This is a genomic window from Pseudomonas fluvialis, from assembly GCF_002234375.1.
GTDB lineage: Bacteria > Pseudomonadota > Gammaproteobacteria > Pseudomonadales > Pseudomonadaceae > Aquipseudomonas > Aquipseudomonas fluvialis.
This window is the reverse complement of record NZ_NMQV01000009.1, coordinates 70,844-87,883: the sequence shown is the minus strand read 5'-3', so window position 1 is coordinate 87,883 and position 17,040 is coordinate 70,844. Positions and strand designations below refer to the sequence as shown.

General features: G+C 63.2%; 17 protein-coding genes and 1 pseudogene. 6 read left to right on the top strand and 12 right to left on the bottom strand.

Annotated elements, in window-relative coordinates:
* Positions 1–507, top strand: a pseudogene (locus CFY91_RS15985) (hypothetical protein); the annotation flags it as partial.
* A gap of 8 nt (positions 508–515) precedes the next feature.
* Here the strand turns inward: CFY91_RS15985 and CFY91_RS05980 are convergent.
* From CFY91_RS05980 to CFY91_RS05945, 8 genes are read right to left on the bottom strand one after another with little or no spacing between them, the layout of a single operon-like run.
* On the bottom strand, positions 516–1,097 hold the full coding sequence (locus CFY91_RS05980; RefSeq protein ID WP_093985437.1) for a 6-pyruvoyl trahydropterin synthase family protein: 582 nt from the start codon (positions 1,095–1,097) through the stop codon (positions 516–518).
* Positions 1,091–3,016, bottom strand: coding sequence for a threonine--tRNA ligase (gene thrS / locus CFY91_RS05975; RefSeq protein WP_093985436.1), 1,926 nt, complete (start codon positions 3,014–3,016; stop codon positions 1,091–1,093). The genes CFY91_RS05980 and thrS overlap by 7 nt, the downstream gene beginning before the upstream one ends.
* Before the next feature lie 35 nt (positions 3,017–3,051).
* Positions 3,052–4,392, bottom strand: coding sequence for a dihydroorotase (locus tag CFY91_RS05970; RefSeq protein WP_093985435.1), 1,341 nt, complete (start codon positions 4,390–4,392; stop codon positions 3,052–3,054).
* A complete protein-coding gene (gene yidD / locus CFY91_RS16075) occupies positions 4,385–4,630 on the bottom strand; it encodes a membrane protein insertion efficiency factor YidD (protein WP_207759384.1) in 246 nt (81 codons plus the stop codon). Before yidD ends, CFY91_RS05970 begins: the two co-directional genes overlap by 8 nt.
* Entirely contained in the window at positions 4,627–5,034 is a 408-nt protein-coding gene (gene hisI, locus CFY91_RS16070) for a phosphoribosyl-AMP cyclohydrolase (RefSeq protein ID WP_093985433.1), read from the bottom strand. Before hisI ends, yidD begins: the two co-directional genes overlap by 4 nt.
* Positions 5,031–5,903: a metal ABC transporter substrate-binding protein gene (locus CFY91_RS05955; protein WP_093985432.1), complete on the bottom strand. Its 873-nt coding sequence runs from the start codon at positions 5,901–5,903 to the stop codon at positions 5,031–5,033. The genes hisI and CFY91_RS05955 overlap by 4 nt, the downstream gene beginning before the upstream one ends.
* 10 nt (positions 5,904–5,913) lie before the next feature.
* Entirely contained in the window at positions 5,914–6,774 is an 861-nt protein-coding gene (locus CFY91_RS05950) for a metal ABC transporter permease (RefSeq protein WP_229727207.1), read from the bottom strand.
* Positions 6,774–7,430 (bottom strand): metal ABC transporter ATP-binding protein, encoded by a 657-nt coding sequence (locus tag CFY91_RS05945; protein WP_093985431.1) that lies wholly within the window; start codon positions 7,428–7,430, stop codon positions 6,774–6,776. Before CFY91_RS05945 ends, CFY91_RS05950 begins: the two co-directional genes overlap by 1 nt.
* Before the next feature lie 83 nt (positions 7,431–7,513).
* Here CFY91_RS05945 and dksA point away from each other — a divergent pair, with 83 nt between their 5' ends.
* Together dksA and CFY91_RS05935 are read left to right on the top strand one after the other, a co-directional pair.
* Positions 7,514–7,939 carry an RNA polymerase-binding protein DksA gene (gene dksA / locus CFY91_RS05940; protein WP_093985430.1) on the top strand — a complete coding sequence of 142 codons (426 nt, stop codon included), beginning with the start codon at positions 7,514–7,516 and terminating at the stop codon, positions 7,937–7,939.
* Positions 7,920–8,561, top strand: a complete 642-nt coding sequence (locus CFY91_RS05935; RefSeq protein ID WP_093985429.1) for a DUF1826 domain-containing protein — start codon at positions 7,920–7,922, stop codon at positions 8,559–8,561. The genes dksA and CFY91_RS05935 overlap by 20 nt, the downstream gene beginning before the upstream one ends.
* A gap of 1 nt (position 8,562) precedes the next feature.
* On the opposite strand, the gene CFY91_RS05930 is transcribed toward CFY91_RS05935, so the two are convergent.
* Positions 8,563–9,228, bottom strand: coding sequence for a cupin domain-containing protein (locus CFY91_RS05930; RefSeq protein WP_093985428.1), 666 nt, complete (start codon positions 9,226–9,228; stop codon positions 8,563–8,565).
* 302 nt (positions 9,229–9,530) lie between these two features.
* On the opposite strand from CFY91_RS05930, the gene katG reads away from it, so the two are divergent.
* On the top strand, positions 9,531–11,702 hold the full coding sequence (katG, locus tag CFY91_RS05925; RefSeq protein ID WP_093985427.1) for a catalase/peroxidase HPI: 2,172 nt from the start codon (positions 9,531–9,533) through the stop codon (positions 11,700–11,702).
* Positions 11,703–11,876: 174 nt separating this feature from the next.
* Positions 11,877–12,566 carry a crotonase/enoyl-CoA hydratase family protein gene (locus CFY91_RS05920; RefSeq protein ID WP_093985426.1) on the top strand — a complete coding sequence of 230 codons (690 nt, stop codon included), beginning with the start codon at positions 11,877–11,879 and terminating at the stop codon, positions 12,564–12,566.
* 69 nt (positions 12,567–12,635) lie between these two features.
* On the opposite strand, the gene CFY91_RS05915 is transcribed toward CFY91_RS05920, so the two are convergent.
* Positions 12,636–13,535 carry an ATP-binding protein gene (locus CFY91_RS05915; protein WP_093985425.1) on the bottom strand — a complete coding sequence of 300 codons (900 nt, stop codon included), beginning with the start codon at positions 13,533–13,535 and terminating at the stop codon, positions 12,636–12,638.
* Between the two features lie 97 nt (positions 13,536–13,632).
* Here CFY91_RS05915 and CFY91_RS05910 point away from each other — a divergent pair, with 97 nt between their 5' ends.
* Complete coding sequence (locus tag CFY91_RS05910; RefSeq protein ID WP_093985424.1) at positions 13,633–15,963, top strand: ATP-binding protein; 2,331 nt, start codon at positions 13,633–13,635, stop codon at positions 15,961–15,963.
* Here the strand turns inward: CFY91_RS05910 and CFY91_RS05905 are convergent.
* Together CFY91_RS05905 and CFY91_RS05900 are read right to left on the bottom strand one after the other, a co-directional pair.
* Positions 15,955–16,428: a MarR family winged helix-turn-helix transcriptional regulator gene (locus CFY91_RS05905; protein WP_093985423.1), complete on the bottom strand. Its 474-nt coding sequence runs from the start codon at positions 16,426–16,428 to the stop codon at positions 15,955–15,957. The two genes, CFY91_RS05910 and CFY91_RS05905, sit on opposite strands and share 9 nt — an antisense overlap.
* Complete coding sequence (locus CFY91_RS05900; protein ID WP_093985422.1) at positions 16,425–16,910, bottom strand: glutathione peroxidase; 486 nt, start codon at positions 16,908–16,910, stop codon at positions 16,425–16,427. The genes CFY91_RS05905 and CFY91_RS05900 overlap by 4 nt, the downstream gene beginning before the upstream one ends.
* Positions 16,911–17,040: the final 130 nt, after the last annotated feature.

Genomic DNA, 17,040 nt, shown 5'->3' with positions numbered 1-17,040 from the left:
CGCATACCCCCCGCCCAGCCAGCGCAAGCGGCAGCGCCCCTCGCCGCCCCAACCAGGCCATCGCAAACCAGCACGGCATCCGCTCGGCAAACCGACTTCAACGACCATAACTACGTACCACGCCCGGCGGACAACATCATCAGCAGCCGCGAGATACGCCAGTCGTCCGCTTATCGACAGATTACCCAGGCGCGCGCACCAACCCAGCAAACAGTCCAGCAGCAATCAGTCACTCATGAAACGGCCTGGGTGCGGCAATGGAGCGGCCATGCCCGCTATCTGGCTGAGTGGGCGGTACACAACAATCGTGTCGACTACGCCAGTGTTTGCACAAACCACCGGCGCGGTTCTATCGATTACCGCGAATGCCGCAAAGCCGTAAAACAGCACTTCAAGCGCATCTGCCAGCAATCGCGCGAGCGCTATGCGCAAAGCGCTGATGCCGAAGCACTGGCTCGCGAGCAGCGCTACTGCTCCGCCGCCAATGGTTTCAGCCCGATGGGTTAAAGGGGCGCTCAGCACAGCCGCGGATTGACGCTGCCCTGCCCTGCCAGAAGGCGCTGAAACAATCCCGGATTCCGCCACTCCTCGCAGATGCGCGCGGAGAAGCGGATCTGCTCCAGCCGGAAATCGCCCATACGCGGGTTGTAGGCGTCCTCGCGAAAGCACTGGGCGTAGCCGGTCTCGGTTTCGTGGGCGATCACCGAGTGCAGGCGTACGTCCTGTTCGCCGTTGACCATCTCGGTGAGCTGCAGCAGGCCGTCCACCAGACGGAAGATCACCCGCGAGAACTGCTCGGCGCTGGGCGACACCGGCAGGCTGATCCAGCGCTCGGAAAAGCGCTGGCAGCTGGCGATATAGTCCGCATCGTCGCCATCCCAGAAGGTCACGGCGTGGTCGAAGGCGTCGATCAGATCGCGCACATCGCCTTTGAGCAGCCCGAAGTCGTAGACCATCTGGCCGTTATCCAGGGCGTGGGCTTCCAGCAGCAGTTCGATCCTGTACGAGTGGCCGTGCAGCGAGCGCGAGCAGCGCCGGCTGCTGCAGCCGCGCACGATATGCGCGCTCTCGAACTTGAACAGCTTGCGGATCAGCATGCCGGCTCCTGGCCGGGCATGCGCGCTTCCGCGCGCAGTCGTTCAACCAGATCATCCAGCGCCAGGCTGCCGAGGTTGTCGCCGGCGCGGCTGCGCAGGGTGACGCGGCCCTCGGCCTTCTCCTGTTCGCCGATCACCAACAGGTAGGGCACCTTCTGCAGGGTGGCTTCGCGGATCTTGTAGCCGATCTTCTCGTTGCGCAGGTCCGCCGCCGCGCGCAGGCCGGCGCGCTTGAGGGCGGCGAGTACCTGGCGAGCGTAGTCGTTCTGCCCTTCGGAAATGGTCAGCACGGCCGCCTGCTGCGGGGCCAGCCACAGCGGGAACAGGCCGCTGTAGTGCTCGATAAGGATGCCGGTAAAGCGCTCCAGCGAGCCGAACAGGGCGCGGTGCAGCATCACCGGGCGTTCGCGTTCGCCCTGTTCGTTGATGTAGTTGATGTCGAAGCGCTCCGGCAGGTTGAGGTCCACCTGCAGGGTGCCGCACTGCCAGTCGCGGCCGATGGCGTCGCTCAGGACGAATTCCAGCTTGGGCCCGTAGAAGGCGCCTTCGCCGGGGTTGAGCTGGTAGTCGATGTTCATCCGTTGCATTGCGCCGGACAGCGCGCCTTCCAGTTGATCCCAGGTGGCGTCGCTGCCGATGCGGTTGGCCGGGCGGGTGGAGAGCTTGACCGCCACCTCGTTGAAGCCGAAGTCGCGGTAGATGGCGAACACCAGGGCGATGGTGTCGGCGCATTCCTGCTCCATCTGCGCGGCGGTGCAGAAGATGTGCGCGTCGTCCTGGGTGAAGTGGCGCACGCGCAACAGGCCGTGCAGTGCGCCGGAGGGCTCGTAGCGGTGCACCTTGCCGAACTCGGCCATGCGCAGTGGCAGGTCGCGGTAGCTCTTCAGGCCGCGGGCATACAGGGCCACGGCGCCGGGGCAGTTCATCGGTTTGAGGGCGAACACGCGGTCGTCCTCGGTGCTGGTGGTGAACATGGCCTCGCGGTAGTTGAACCAGTGCCCGGAGGTTTCCCATAGGCTGCGGTCCATCACGTCCGGGGTGTTGACCTCGACATAACCGGCGACGTCCTGCTGCTGACGCATGTAGCCGATCAGCTGCTGGAACAGGGTCCAGCCCTTGGGGTGCCAGAACACCGAGCCCGGGGCGCAGTCGTCGAAATGGAACAGGTCGAGCTGGGCGCCGAGCTTGCGGTGGTCGCGTTTGCCGGCTTCTTCCAGACGGGTGAGGTAGGCCTTGAGCTCTTTGCTGTTGGCCCAGCAGGTGCCGTAGATGCGCTGCAGCGCAGCGTTCTTCGCATCGCCGCGCCAGTAGGCACCGGCCACCTTGGTCAGCTTGAACGCCTGCAGCAGGCCGGTGCGCGGAATGTGCGGGCCGCGGCAGAGGTCTTCGAAGTTGCCCTGGCGATAGAGCGACAGCACCTCGCCGGCCGGAATGTCGCGGATCAGCTCGGCCTTGTAGTGCTCGCCCTGGGCTGCGAAGTGGGCGATGGCAGCGTCGCGTGGCAGCTCGCGGCGGCTGACCGGCAGGTCGGCGGCGGCCAGCTCGGTCATGCGTGCTTCGATCAGCGCCAGGTCATCCGGGGTGAAGGGGCGTTCGAAGGCGAAGTCGTAGTAGAAGCCGTCCTCGATCACCGGGCCGATGGTCACCTGGGCGCTGGGGTACAGCTGCTTGACCGCCATGGCCAGCAGGTGCGCGCAGGAGTGGCGCAGCAGCTCCACGCCCTCGGGGTCGCGCGCGGTGATCAGGCTGAGCTGGGCGTCGTTTTCGATCAGTGCGCTGGTGTCCACCAGGCGGCCATCCAGGCGGCCGGCCAATGCGGCCTTGGCCAGGCCGGGGCCGATATCGGCGGCCACCTCGGCGACGCTCAGGGGCTGGGGATACTGACGCTGGCTGCCGTCGGGCAGGGTAATGCTGGGCATAGGGGGTCTCTAATCAGGTTCGGTTAACGGGGCGCTCAGCCGCGCTGGTAGCGCAGCGGCAGCCCCTGGCAATCGTTGTGCAGCTGGCCTTCGTGCCAGGCCAGCTGGCCGGAGACGATGGTGCTGCGCACGGCATGGCGGAAGGCGCGGCCCTGGAAGGGTGTCCAGCCGCAGTGGGCGAGGATCGGGTCGGCGGCAACCGGGCGTGGCTCGGCCAGGCGTTCGATCAGGCACAGGTCGGCCCAGTAGCCTTCGCGCAGGTAGCCGCGCTGCTCGATGGCAAAGCGCTGTGCCACGGCGTGGCTGGTTTTCTCCACCAGGGTGGTGAGGGGCAGCTGGCCGTCGGCCACCAGCTCCAGCAGGGATGGCAGGGCGTGCTGTACCAGCGGCAGGCCGGAGGGCGCCTGCAGGTAGGGCCGCTGCTTCTCCTCCAAGGTATGTGGCGCGTGGTCGGTGCCAATGATATCCAGCCGGCCGCAGAGCAGGGCCTGGCGCAGCGCGTCGCGGTCGGCCTGGGTCTTGATCGCCGGGTTGCACTTGATCAGGTGGCCCAGCGCCGCGTAGTCGCGGTCATCGAAATACAGGTGATGGGCGCAGACCTCGGCGGTGATCTGCTTGCCGGCCAGCGGGCCCGGCTGGAACAGGCTCAGCTCGCGGGCGGTGGTGATATGCAGTACATGCAGCTGGGTGCCGTAGCGCCGGGCCAGGCTCACGGCCAGGCTGGAGGACTGGTAGCAGGCTTCGGCATCGCGGATCAGCGGGTGCTGGTCGGCCGGGATCTGCTCGCCGTACTGCGCCTGCCACTGCTGTTCACGTTCGCGGATGCGTGGGGTGTATTCGCAATGGGTCAGCAGAATGGTCGGGCAGTCGCGGAACAGCCGCTCCAGCGAGGGCAGGTCGTCCACCAGCATATTGCCGGTGCTGGCGCCCATAAAGACTTTCACCGCCGCCACCCGGTTGGGGTCCAGTGCGGCGACGATGTCGAGGTTTTCTTGGCTGACGCCGAAGTGAAAACCATAGTTGGCCATGGAGCAGTTGGCGGCGCGGCGCTCCTTGGCCTCCAGCGCCTGCAGATCGAGGGTTGGCGGGTTGGTGTTGGGCATGTCCATCACGCTGGTGATGCCGCCGGCCACGGCCGCGCGGGATTCCGTGGCGAAGCTGCCCTTGTGCGGCGCGCCGGGGTCACGGAAGTGCACCTGATCGTCGATCATCCCCGGCAGCAGGTACTGTCCGGCGGCGTCGATCTCAACCTTGGCATTTATGCCGCTCAGGCTGCTGGCGATGGTTTCGATGCGGCCGTGGCGTACCAGCAGGTCAGCGTCGAATTCGCGGCCTTCGTTGACCAGGCGGGCGTTGCGGATCAGCAGATCAGTCATGGGGATGTTCCTTATTGCAGCGATGGATGGGCGGCACCGGGTCGTAGCCGCCCGGATGCCAGGGGTGGCAGCGTAACAAGCGGCGCACGGCCAGCCAGCTGCCGCGCCATGCGCCGTGGGTTTGCAGCGCTTCGATGGCGTAGTGCGAACAGCTGGGGTGGAAGCGGCAACGCGGGCCGAGCAATGGGCTGATCAGGTACTGGTAGAGCCGCACCAGGCTCAGTAGCAGGCTTTTCATTGCGGCACGCTGATCACGCACACCCGCGCGTCGCGGATGGCGTTGTAGAAGCAGCTGGGTCGACCGGTGTGGCAGGCCGGGCCCTGCTGCTCGACCAGCAGCAGAATGGCGTCGCCGTCGCAGTCCAGGCGCGCCTCCACCAGGCGCTGGCGGTGGCCGCTGGTTTCGCCCTTGCGCCATAGCTGCTGGCGTGAGCGCGACCAGTAGCAGACCTGGCCGCTGGCGAGGGTTTCCTCCAATGCCGCGCGGTTCATCCAGGCCAGCATCAGCACCTCGCCTGAGTCGTGCTGCTGGGCGATGGCGGCGATCAGGCCGTCGGCATTCCAGGGCATGGCCTCCAGCACCTCTGCCAGGGGGCGGCTGTCGTCCAGCCCGGCCTGTTCCAGTTGCAGCCACAGGTTCATGGCTTGAGCGCGGCCAGCAGGGTGTCGAGGTTGTGCTTGAACATGCCCAGGTAGGTGCTGGCCGGCCCCTCGCTGGCCAGGGCGTCGGAGTACAGGGTACCGCCAACCTGGGCCCCGGCTTCGCTGGCGATCTGCTGGATCAGGCGCGGGTCGCGGATGTTTTCCACGAACACCGCGCGTATACCTTCAGCACGCAACTGGCGAATCAACTGGGCAACCTCGCCTGCAGAAGGCTCTGCCTGGGTCGATAGTCCCTGGGGAGCAATGAACTGCAGCTGCCAGGCCTGTCCCAGATAGGCAAAGGCATCATGGCTGGTCAGCACCTTGCGCTGACTCAGCGGCAATCCTGCCATGCGCTGATTGGCTTCACGCAGCAATGCATGCAGCTCCTTGAGGTATGCATCTCGCCGGGCCTGATAGTCCGCCTGGTGAGCAGGATCCAGCGCAATCAATGCCTGGCTGATGTTGCGTACATACAGTTCGGCATTGCTCAGACTCTGCCAGGCGTGCGGGTCAGCCACGGGCTGCCCCTGCTCTTCCAGCCATATCGGCAGAACGCCGCGACTGGCATCCAGGCGCCGGGCGGATGATTCGCTACTGGCCAGTAGTCGCTCCAGCCAGGGCTCAAAACCCAGGCCATTGGCGATGATCAGGTCAGCCTGGCGTAGCGCCAAGGCATCGGCCGGGCGCGGCTGAAAAACATGCGCATCCTCGTCAGGTCCAACCAGATTAATCAGCTCGATATGCTCCCCCGCCAACTGTCGTGTCATATCAGCCAGGATGCTGAACGTAGTGAGCACCCGCGGTTTTTCCTCCGCCTGCAGGAATAAGCTGGAAAAACCAAGGCATAGCGCCAACAGAACACGCATGGACAACTCCTCACAAAGGCATGGATAACCTGCGCCCGCGCAACAGCCCGCCATGCGAACCAAGCACCAGGCACACCAAGAACAGCAGACCGGCAATCAGTACGATGCACGGCCCGCTGGGCAACAGGGCATAGAAGGACAACAACAAGCCAAGCCAGACACTTAGCGCCCCCAACAAGGCCGCCAGCAGCAATAACACCCGCAGTCGAACGCTGCACAAGCGTGCCGCCGCAGCCGGCAGCAACAGCAAGCCCAGCACCATCAGCGCACCTATCGCCTGAAAGCCAACCAGCAGGTTCAATACGACCAGGCAGAGAAAAACAGGCTGTGCGCAAGCCCCCCAACGGCTGACGCTCCGCAGAAAGCGCGGGTCCAGACTGTCCAGCACCAGCATGGCGTAGATCAGCTTAAGTACGATCAGGGTTAGCCCTGACAGGGCCAGCATGATGACTAAGGTGCGTTGGTCGACAGCCAGGGCCGAGCCAAACAGCAGGTGCAGCAAATCCACTTGCCGCCCCGCTACGCTGAGCAGCAATACGCCCAACGCCAATGCCAAGGGATATAGCGCAGCCAGGCTGGCGTCTTCCCGCAGCCCCGTAGCACGACTGATCCCATTGGCCAGCAGGGCCATGCCCAGGCCAGCCAACAGACCACCACACAACAGTGCCAGCAGGTTGAGACCAAACAGGTAAAACGCCAGGGCGGTTCCCGGCAAAATGCCATGTGCCATGGCATCGCCCATCAGGCTCATGCGCCGCAACAGCAAGAAAACGCCCAACGGGCCGGCACTAAGCGCCAATGCCACGCCACCCAGCAACGCTCTGCGCATGAAGGAGAACTCGGCAAAAGGCTGCCAAAGCCAGTCGAGCATCAGGCAACCCGTCCCAGGCGTGCGATATTCAACGGCGCCTGAATACAGCCGCCGGCCGCAACAAGCAGCAAGCTATCGACACGCTGGCTGAGTGGTTCCAGTGCATGACTGATCAGCATCACGGTGCGACCTGCCTCGCGCCACTGCGCAAGCTGTTGCCAGAACAGGAGGAGCCCTTCGGTATCCAGCGCAGCTTCTGCTTCGTCGAGCAGCAGCAGCCTGGCATCGGTCAGCGCCAGACGCGCCAGCAGACCACGCTGTAGCTGGCCACCGGACAGGCTTTGCAAGGGCTGCTGAGCAACGCCCTCCAGCTGCCAGAACGCCAAGACCTGCTCCACACGCTGTCGCCGCGCTTCACCACGCAAGCGCCAGCGCCACAATCCACCGGCAACCAGCTCCTGTAGCGTGATGGGAAAGTGCCGATCCACGGCTTGCTGCTGTGGCAAATAGGCGATGCCGCCCAGCCGGGGCGCATCGATACGCAAGCGCCCGCGCAACGGCTGACGCCAGCCAGCCAGCACCTCGAACAGGCTGCTTTTCCCGCAGCCGTTGCGCCCGCCTACAGCAGTGACACTGCCGGCCGGCAGATAAAGGTCTAGCGGCGGAGTGAGGGGTTGCCCCTTTGGTCCCCACTGCAATTGCTCGCAGCGAATCATCACCTCTCCCTAAGTCATCAAGCGTAGAGCCGCGTAAAAATGTTATGTTATAACAATAACGATATCATTATTTTTTTGCCGACATGCCACCACTCGACACACGACAACTGCTCGCCATGCCCAGCAGCGATTACATGAACGACATCCAGCGCGAGTTCTTTCGCCAGCTGCTGCTGGAGCAGCGCCAGACCTTGCAACAACGCATCAGCGAAGAATTTGCCGACCTGCGCGAAGCTGAAAACCACAGCGACCTGGCAGACCAAGGCAGTGCCGAAGAAGCGCGACAGTGGCGCATACGCCAACTCGAGCGTGAAAAGCGCCTGCTGGACAAGATCGACCAGGCTCTCGCGCGCCTAGCCAATGGGGAGTACGGCTGGTGCAGCGAAACGGGCGAGCCCATCGGTCTGCAACGCCTGCTGCTCAGGCCTACGACGCACCTGTGCATAGAAGCCAAACAGCGGCAGGAACTACAGGAGCGGCATATCCGTCATGCTCGATTCAGTGATTAACCCAGTGCCGCAGCAGATCATTGGCACGCAGCCTGACAGCCTTGCCGACATCCTCCGGGAGGACGTCAATCTCGCCGTCTGGCGACGCGAACTAAGCACGGAGCTGCAGCACATGGTGTCACGGCTGCTGGCTGGCGACCGCCCCATCAATGAGGTGCTGGTTCTGCAAGCGCATACCTCGGGCACTTTCAAGGTTCCCAACCTGCCGGCTGCCTGGTCACAACTGGACGGCTTCGCCGCCTTGCGCGATGACCTGCAGTGGCTGGTTGAAGCGTTTGCCTGCTTACTCGGCGCACAACGCATTGGCCTGCGCTTACGCCGCCTGGATACCCCCATGTGCCCGCGTTTCCATGTTGATCAGGTCGCCGTACGGCTGATTTGCACCTATGCCGGGACAGCCAGCGAGTGGCTGACGGAGGGGTGCATGGCTCGTCACTTACTCGGCCAGGCCGCTGCCGAACCCAGCGACCCCCGGCAGATCCATGCACTGCAGGCCGGCGATGTCGCACTGGCCAAAGGCGAGCGTTGGCTGGGCAACCAGGGCCGTGGACTCATACACCGCTCCCCTACCCCCGAAAATGGTCAATCACGCCTGCTGCTCACCCTGGACTGGCTAGCTTGACTCAGGCACCTGGCGGGGTCTGCACGACACGCAGGTGCCCGGTTTTCAGCCAGAAGCGCACCCCCTCGGACGTTGCTCGGGCGCGCAAGCTGCTATGCCTTGGCACTCGCAACCAGGCCTGTTTTTCCAGACGCTGCGTCTGCCAGGTCAAGCTACCTTCCAGTACCAACAGCTCAGCGCCATCCGGGCAATCCAGGCTGATTTCGCTATCAGCCTGCCAGCATTCCAGGCTCACCCGCTCGTAACCATCAACAAACAAGGGAAAGCTGCCCTGGGCAGCCTGATCCGCCAGCTGCCGTGTATCGAGCCGTACGAACTGCCGGTCAGTCGCCGCAAACTGCCAAAGCTTGACGAACAGGCAACAGCCTTCGGCAGAACCTGGCCGATGGCTGGAGCCTGGTGGATTGCGCACGTAAGTCCCGGCGGGGTAACGGCCATGCTCATCCTCGAAGACACCTTGCAGGACGAGGAACTCCTCCCCGCCAGGATGAGCATGGGCTGCAAAATGGCTACCAGGGGCATAGCGCACGATCGACGTAGCACGCGCCACCTCCCCTCCCAGGCGATCCAGCAGGCGACGCTGTACCCCCTGTATGGGTGAATCACACCAGGGCATCCGCTGCGTATCCAGCAGCACCACCTGGCTGAAATCGGCATTGACTCGCATGGTAGCTCCTAGACTGCTCACGGCATCGACACGCTGCGCAGTATCCAGAAACAGCTTATCCAGGCAAGGGGCTGGCCCAGCTGCCCTGCTGGTCTACGCTTATTGCACGCAGGAAATACCCAGGCACTGGAAGCGGGCTATCAGCTATCAGACTGATAGCTAATAACAATCAAACAAAAACACCCAATAGCGAGAGCGAATGATAGTCTCAATTCCGCCACGCTAGAACATCAGTTACCAGGCTGACGTTCATAGCTACCGAGACAAGGCCGACAGCCCGGCCAGCCACAACGGAGATGCATATGGACAACAAGACCCCCCAGAGCAGCGGCCAGTGCCCGATCATGCACGGCGGCAATACTTCCAGCAGCAAAGCCAGCATGGATTGGTGGCCCAACGCGCTGAACCTGGACATCCTCCACCAACACGACAGCAAGACCAATCCGCTGCAGGGCTTCGACTACCGCGAAGAGGTCAAGAAACTCGACTTCGCCGCACTCAAGCGCGACCTTAAGGCGCTGATGACCGACAGCCAGGACTGGTGGCCGGCCGACTGGGGGCACTACGGCGGCCTGATGATCCGCCTGTCCTGGCACGCCGCCGGCACCTACCGCATCGCCGACGGCCGCGGTGGCGCCGGCACTGGCAACCAGCGCTTCGCACCGCTCAACTCCTGGCCGGATAACGGCAACCTGGACAAGGCCCGTCGCCTGCTCTGGCCGATCAAGAAGAAGTACGGCAACAAGATCAGCTGGGCCGACCTGCTGGTGCTGGCCGGCACCATGGCCTACGAGTCGATGGGCCTGAAAACCTTCGGTTTCGCCTTCGGCCGCGAAGACATCTGGCACCCGGAAAAGGACATTTACTGGGGTTCGGAGAAGGAGTGGCTGGCGCCCAGCGGCAGCGAGGGTAGCCGTTACTCCGGCGAGCGTGACCTGGAGAACCCGCTGGCGGCGGTGATGATGGGCCTGATCTACGTCAACCCCGAAGGTGTCGACGGCCAGCCCGATCCGCTCAAGACCGCCCGTGACATGCGCGTCACCTTCGCCCGCATGGCGATGAACGATGAAGAAACCGTGGCCCTGACCGCCGGTGGTCACACCGTTGGCAAAGCGCACGGCAACGGCAGCGCGGCCAACCTCGGCCCGGCCCCGGAAGGCGCCGACGTCGAAGAGCAGGGCCTGGGCTGGATGAACCACAAGACCCGTGGCATTGGTCGCGACAGCGTGACCAGCGGCATCGAGGGCGCCTGGACCAGCAAGCCGACGCAGTGGGACAACGGCTACTTCGACATGCTGCTCAAGCACGACTGGGAACTGACCAAGAGCCCGGCCGGTGCCTGGCAGTACAAGCCGGTGAGCATCCGCGAGGAAGACATGCCGGTGGACGTCGAAGACCCTTCGATCCGCTGCATGCCGATGATGACCGACGCCGACATGGCGCTGAAGATCGACCCCGAGTACCGCAAGATCTCCGAGCGTTTCCACAAGGACCCGGCCTACTTCGACGAGGTGTTTGCCCGCGCCTGGTTCAAGCTGACCCACCGTGACATGGGGCCCAAGGCCCGCTATATCGGCCCGGACGTACCCGCCGAAGACCTGATCTGGCAGGACCCGGTGCCGGCCGGCCGCCGCGACTACGACATCGCCGCGGTCAAGGCGCGCATCGCCGCCAGCGGTCTGTCGATTGCCGAGCGGGTCAGCACCGCCTGGGACAGCGCGCGGACCTTCCGCAACTCGGACAAGCGCGGCGGCGCCAATGGCGCGCGCATCCGCCTCGCCCCGCAGAAGGATTGGCAAGGCAATGAGCCGGCGCGCCTGGCCAAGGTGCTGGCGGTGTACGAAAAGATCGCCGCCGACACCGGCGCCAGCGTGGCCGATGTGATCGTGCTGGCCGGCAACCTGGCCATCGAGGAAGCTGCCAAGGCGGCCGGCGTGGCCGTGCAGGTGCCGTTCGCTGCGGGACGTGGCGATGCCAGCCAGGCGCAGACCGACGTCGAGTCGTTCGAGGTACTCGAGCCGCTGCACGACGGCTTCCGCAACTGGCAGAAGCAGCACTACACCGTGCAACCGGAGGAAATGCTCCTCGATCGCGCGCAGCTGATGGGGCTCACTGCGCCGGAGATGACCGTGCTGGTCGGCGGCCTGCGCGTGCTCGGTGCCAATCATGGCGGCAGCGCGCATGGCGTGTTCACCGAGCGGGTCGGCGTGCTGAGCAACGACTTCTTCGTCAACCTGACCGACATGGCCTACAGCTGGAAGCCCACCGGGCGCAACAGCTATGCCATCGTCGAGCGCAACACTGGCGCCACCAAGTGGACCGCGACCCGGGTCGACCTGGTATTCGGCTCCAACTCGATCCTGCGTGCCTATGCCGAGGTCTATGCCCAGGACGACAACCGCGAGAAGTTCGTCCACGACTTCGTCGCGGCCTGGAACAAGGTGATGAACGCCGATCGTTTCGATCTGCAATAATCCCGGCTCCAAGGCGCCACTAACAGGCCCGCTGCGCTGATCACGCAGCGGGCCTTTTTCATGATCCTCAGTAAACGCCTGTTCACATGACTTACAGGTCAGCCAAAGCGCTTTACCTGCGACGCGCCGCTGAGTAACGTCTTGCCTCTTTTACCTGCCCCAGGAACTTCCGCCATGACTGAACTTGTCGCCTACCAGTGCGAAAACGGCATCGCCACCCTGACCTTGAATAATGGCAAGGTCAATGCGTTCTCCCCGCAACTGATCGACGATTTCAATGCCGCGCTGGATCGCGCCGAGCAGGACAAGGCGATTGTCATCGTCACCGGCCAGCCCGGCATCCTCTCCGGTGGCTACGACCTCAAAGTCATGACTTCCAGCCCACAGAACGCCATTAACCTGGTTGCCAAGGGGTCCACCCTGGCGCGGCGCATGCTGGCTCACCCCTACCCGATCATCGTGGCCTGCCCGGGCCATGCCGTCGCCAAGGGCGCCTTCGTACTGCTTTCAGCCGACTACCGTATCGGTGTGGAAGGCCCGTTCACCATCGGTCTCAACGAAGTGCTGATCGGCATGACCATGCACCATGTCGGCATCGAACTGGCACGCGAGCGCCTGGGCAAGGCTGCATTCCAACGCTCGGTGATCAATGGTGAGCTGTTCAACCCGCAAGGCGCCCTGAGCGCCGGCTTCCTCGACCAGGTCGTGGCTGCCGACGCCCTGCTGCCCAGCGCACTGGCAGTCGCCGAGCAGATGAAAAAGATCAACATGACTGCCCATCGCAACACCAAGCTGAAGACCCGCAAGGCCTTCCTGGAAACCCTCGATGCGGCTATCGAGCTGGACAAGCAACACCTCGGCTAACTGGCCTAACGGCCCGGCCAGCCAGCGCGGCCCCCAAACGCCGCGCTGGCAACGCCGACCAGCCCCACGCTAAATGTCTTTCGGCGCGCCTTCGAGCAACTGCCGTCCCAGCCAGTAACGTGCAAACTGCCAGGCACAGCGGCCATTGCGGTTACCCCGGGCCTGCGCCCAGCGCAAGGCCTCGCCTTGCAGGCACTCATCCCACGTCACGACCACGGCATATTCTGCCGCCTGCTGCTGCAACCAGTGCTGTACCACCGCCAGGTAGTGCTCCTGGCTGAAGGGATAAAAGGACAGCCACAAGCCAAAACGATCGGATAGGGCAATCTTGTCCTCGACCGCCTCGTTGGGATGTAACTCGCCATCGACCATCCGCCAGTGCTGGTTGTCACTGTGCTGCTCGGCCAGCAGGTGCCGGCGATTGGAGGTGGCGTAGATCAGTACATTGTCCGGCGCCTGCTCAAGGCTGCCATCAAATACCGACTTGAGCACGCGGTAGTCGGCTTCCCCGGCATCGAAAGACAGGTCATCGCAGAACAGGATGAAGCGTTGCGGCTGATCGGCCAGCAACCCCAGTACCTGTGGCAGGTCGGCCAGATGATCACGCTCGATTTCCACCAGGCGCAGCCCGTCCTCGGCATACTCACGCAGCAGCGCACGTACCATCGATGACTTACCGGTGCCCCGCGCGCCCCACAGCAAGGCATGGTTGGCCGGCCAGCCGGCCACGAACTGACGGGTGTTGGCCTGTAACTGCTGCAATTGCCGCTCAACCCCCAACAGGTCGTCCAGGCGTGTCTCCAGACGCACCCGCAGCGAACGCAGACCGCCCTGACGCCCCTCGCGCTGCCAGCGTGCCGCCAGGCAAGCGCTCCAGTCGGGCACGCTCAGCGGCGCAGGCAACAATGGTTCCAAACGCTCCAGGCAGCGTTCGGCACGCTGCAGAAATGCCAGCAGTTCAGGCTGCACGATGACGACCTCCAGTGTGCAAGGGATCAAGCCGGTAACAGTACCGATTAGGCTATGATTGCAGGGCCAGACAGACAAGGCGAGTCAGTTCAACCCCATGGATATCCCCTTCACCCAGCGACTGTCCTACAAGCAGACGCGACTTACCGTGATTGTCGCGTTCATGCTGGGCACCCTGCTCAGCCTGATCCAGGTGGGTTTCGATTACCTGAGCCAGAACGCCAGCATCGATCGTGAAATCCGCGCCCTGCTGCAGATCAGCCACAACCCGGCGGCGCGCATCACCTACAACATCGATGCCGAACTGGCCCAGGAGCTGGCGCTTGGCCTGCTCAACTCCCCCGCAGTCATCCACGCCGAACTGATCGACAACAGTGGCCTGACCCTGGCCTCGGTCAGCCGCCCACCGCTACAAAGCGGCTACCGGGTGTTCAGCGACTTCCTGTTCGGCAAGCAACGACGCTTCGCCGACCCCCTGTCGGTCAGTCATGCTCCCGAAGAAAGCCTCGGCGTACTGGTACTGGAGGTCGACACTTATGCCTTTGGCAGTCACTTCCTCGAACGCGCCTGGCTGACCCTGGTTACCGGCTTTGTGCGCAGCCTGTTGCTTTCCCTGATTCTGCTGGTGCTCTTCAATGCCATGCTGACCCGCCCACTGGTCAAGCTGATTGCCGATCTCAGCGAACGCAACCCACGCCAGGTCGAACAGCAACCGCTGACCTGCCCGGCGGCACATGTCGATGATGAAATCGGCGTACTGGTCAAGGTAACCAACCGCCAGCTGCACAGCGTGGCCCAGGAAAATGCCCAGCGCCGCGAGGCCGAAGATCAGTTGACCCGCCACCTGGCTGAACTGGAAGACCGGGTCAATGCACGTACCGCTGAACTGAAGGCATCCAATGAACGCCTCAGCCAGTCCAACCTCGAACTGCAACAGGCGCGCGCCGAGGCCCTGCACACCGCCCAGGCACGTGCAGCCTTTCTGGCCAGCATGAGCCATGAGATACGCACGCCCCTCAACGGCTTGCTGGGTATGCTCAACCTGGCACGCGAGAACCCTCTGGACGAACAGCAGCGCCAGCAACTGGATATTGCTCAGGAGTCGGGCAAGGTGCTGATGGAGTTGCTCAACGACATCCTCGACCTATCGAAATTCGAAGCGGGTCAATTGGAACTGGAACAGATTGCCTTCGATCCAGCCGCACTGGCCGAGGAAACCACGCGCCTGCTCTCCCCCAACTGTCATGCGCAAGTCCAACTCACCTGTCTGATCGACACCCAGCTGCCAGCATTGTGCCTGGGCGATCCCAAGCGGGTACGCCAGATCATCAGCAACCTGCTGTCCAACGCCCTGAAGTTCACCCGTAGCGGCCGGGTCGACCTGCGCTTGCGCAGCAGCCAGCACGGCCTGTTGATTGAAGTCGAAGACACCGGCATTGGCATCAGTGAAGAAGCCCAGGCGCGACTGTTCCAACCTTTTACCCAGGCTGCCGCCGGAATCGCTCGCGAATACGGTGGCACCGGCCTCGGACTGGCGCTGTGCAAACGCCTCTGCGAAGCCATGCAGGGTACCCTGCAGGTCAGTTCCCAGGTCAACCAGGGAAGTCGTTTCAGTGCCTGGCTACCACTAACCAGCCTGAGCGGCCCAGCTAACTGGCCGGCACTCTCCGGCCTTGTCCTGCTCACCAGCTCGGCGAGCAGTGGCCTGGGCGAACAACTACGCCAGTGGCTGCCGTATTTTGGCCTACAACTGCGCTTCATCGACGCAACTGAACTACAAGCACCGCAGCCCGACGCCGCGCTGCTGATCTGCCAGCATGTCGAGGAGGCGCTGGCCATGCGTCAGCACAGCCAGCTCCCCGTCCTACTACTCGGTGACTTCGCCGCCCAGCTGGATACCCGTCAGAGCAGCGAACTGGCGCCTTTGCAACAGGCACTGCTGCCACTGACCCGGCATACGCTCTATCAGGCTCTGCAGCAGTCTCTCAACCAGACCGGCAATGCCGATAGCCACCCGCACAGCAGCGGAAAAACTAGCGCCCCGTTCAGCGGCAAGGTCTTGCTGGTGGAGGACAACCGCGTCAATCAGATGGTCGCTCAGGGCATGCTGGGCAAACTGGGCTGCAGCGTAAGCCTGGCCGAGGATGGCCTGAAAGCCCTGGAACGCCTGGAAAATGAAGACTTCGATCTGGTCCTGATGGACTGCAACATGCCCTTGCTGGATGGCTACCAGACCACCCGGCGCATTCGCCAGCAGCCACGCTGGCAAGGCCTGCCGATCATCGCACTGACCGCCAATGCCCTGCCGGAAGAGCGCAAGCGCTGCCAGGCTGCCGGGATGGACGACTACCTCGCCAAACCCTTCCGCCGCGAGGACCTGGCCGCCCTGCTGCAGCAGTGGTTGCCCAAGGCCGGCGCTTCAGACTGAGCCCGTCGCCTCATCGGCCAACGCCAACAGAGGTTGCAACTGCTCGCCCAAAGCCAGGCGCCAGGCCTGCATGGCCGGTGTATCCAGGCCCTGCTGGCAAAGCAGCTGCTGGCGTAACCGCATAGCCTGTTCACGCATGGCAAGACCTGCTGCGGTCAGCTGTAGGCAAACCGCACGCTCATCCTCCCGGTCACGTTGCCGGGTCAGCAAACCCAGCGACTGCAAGCGCTTGAGTAACGGGGTGAGAGTGCCCGAGTCCAGCAGCAGGCGCTGCCCCAGCGCCTTGACAGTGCACTGTACAGGCGGGCAACGCTGCCATTCCCAGAGCACCAGCAAGACCAGGTATTGCGGATAGGTAATGCCTAGCGCCTCGAGCATCGGTCGGTAGCGGCGAATGATCAGGCGTGAAGCGGTATACAGCTTGAAGCACAGCTGCTGGTCAAGCAGCAGATCATCTTCACTCATGACAACAGCGCTTCAATCTCGCGGGCCAGCTCCTCCGGCTTGGTAGTCGGCGCAAAACGCTTGATCAGCTGTCCTTGCTCATCAACCAGGAACTTGGTGAAGTTCCACTTGATCGCCTGGCTACCCAGCAAACCCGGCGCCCGCTGTTTGAGCTCCACAAACAACGGATGAGCTGCCTTGCCATTGACCTCGACTTTCTGGAACAGCGGAAAACTCACTCCGAAGTTGAGCTCACAAAACTCGGCAATCGCCTGCTCGCCCGCCGGTTCCTGATGGCCAAACTGGTTGCACGGAAAGCCCAGCACACGCAAACCCTGCTCTCGATAGTCCTGCCAGAGTTTCTCCAACCCCTTGTACTGGGGGGTAAAGCCACACTTGCTAGCGGTGTTGACCACCAGCGTGGCCTTGCCGGCAAACGCCGAAAATGGCTTCTGCTGGCCGTCGATGGTAGTCAGCGGAATATCAAACAATGCATCACTCATCACGTGTCACCTCATGCCTCAGAAACGTCTATGAATCCAAATCGCCGCAAAAGATAGCCAGCAATTAAATTGCATACAATCTTTTTATCGCAAAAAAAACGCCGAAGTAGGCATTCCTCTCCGACGTTTT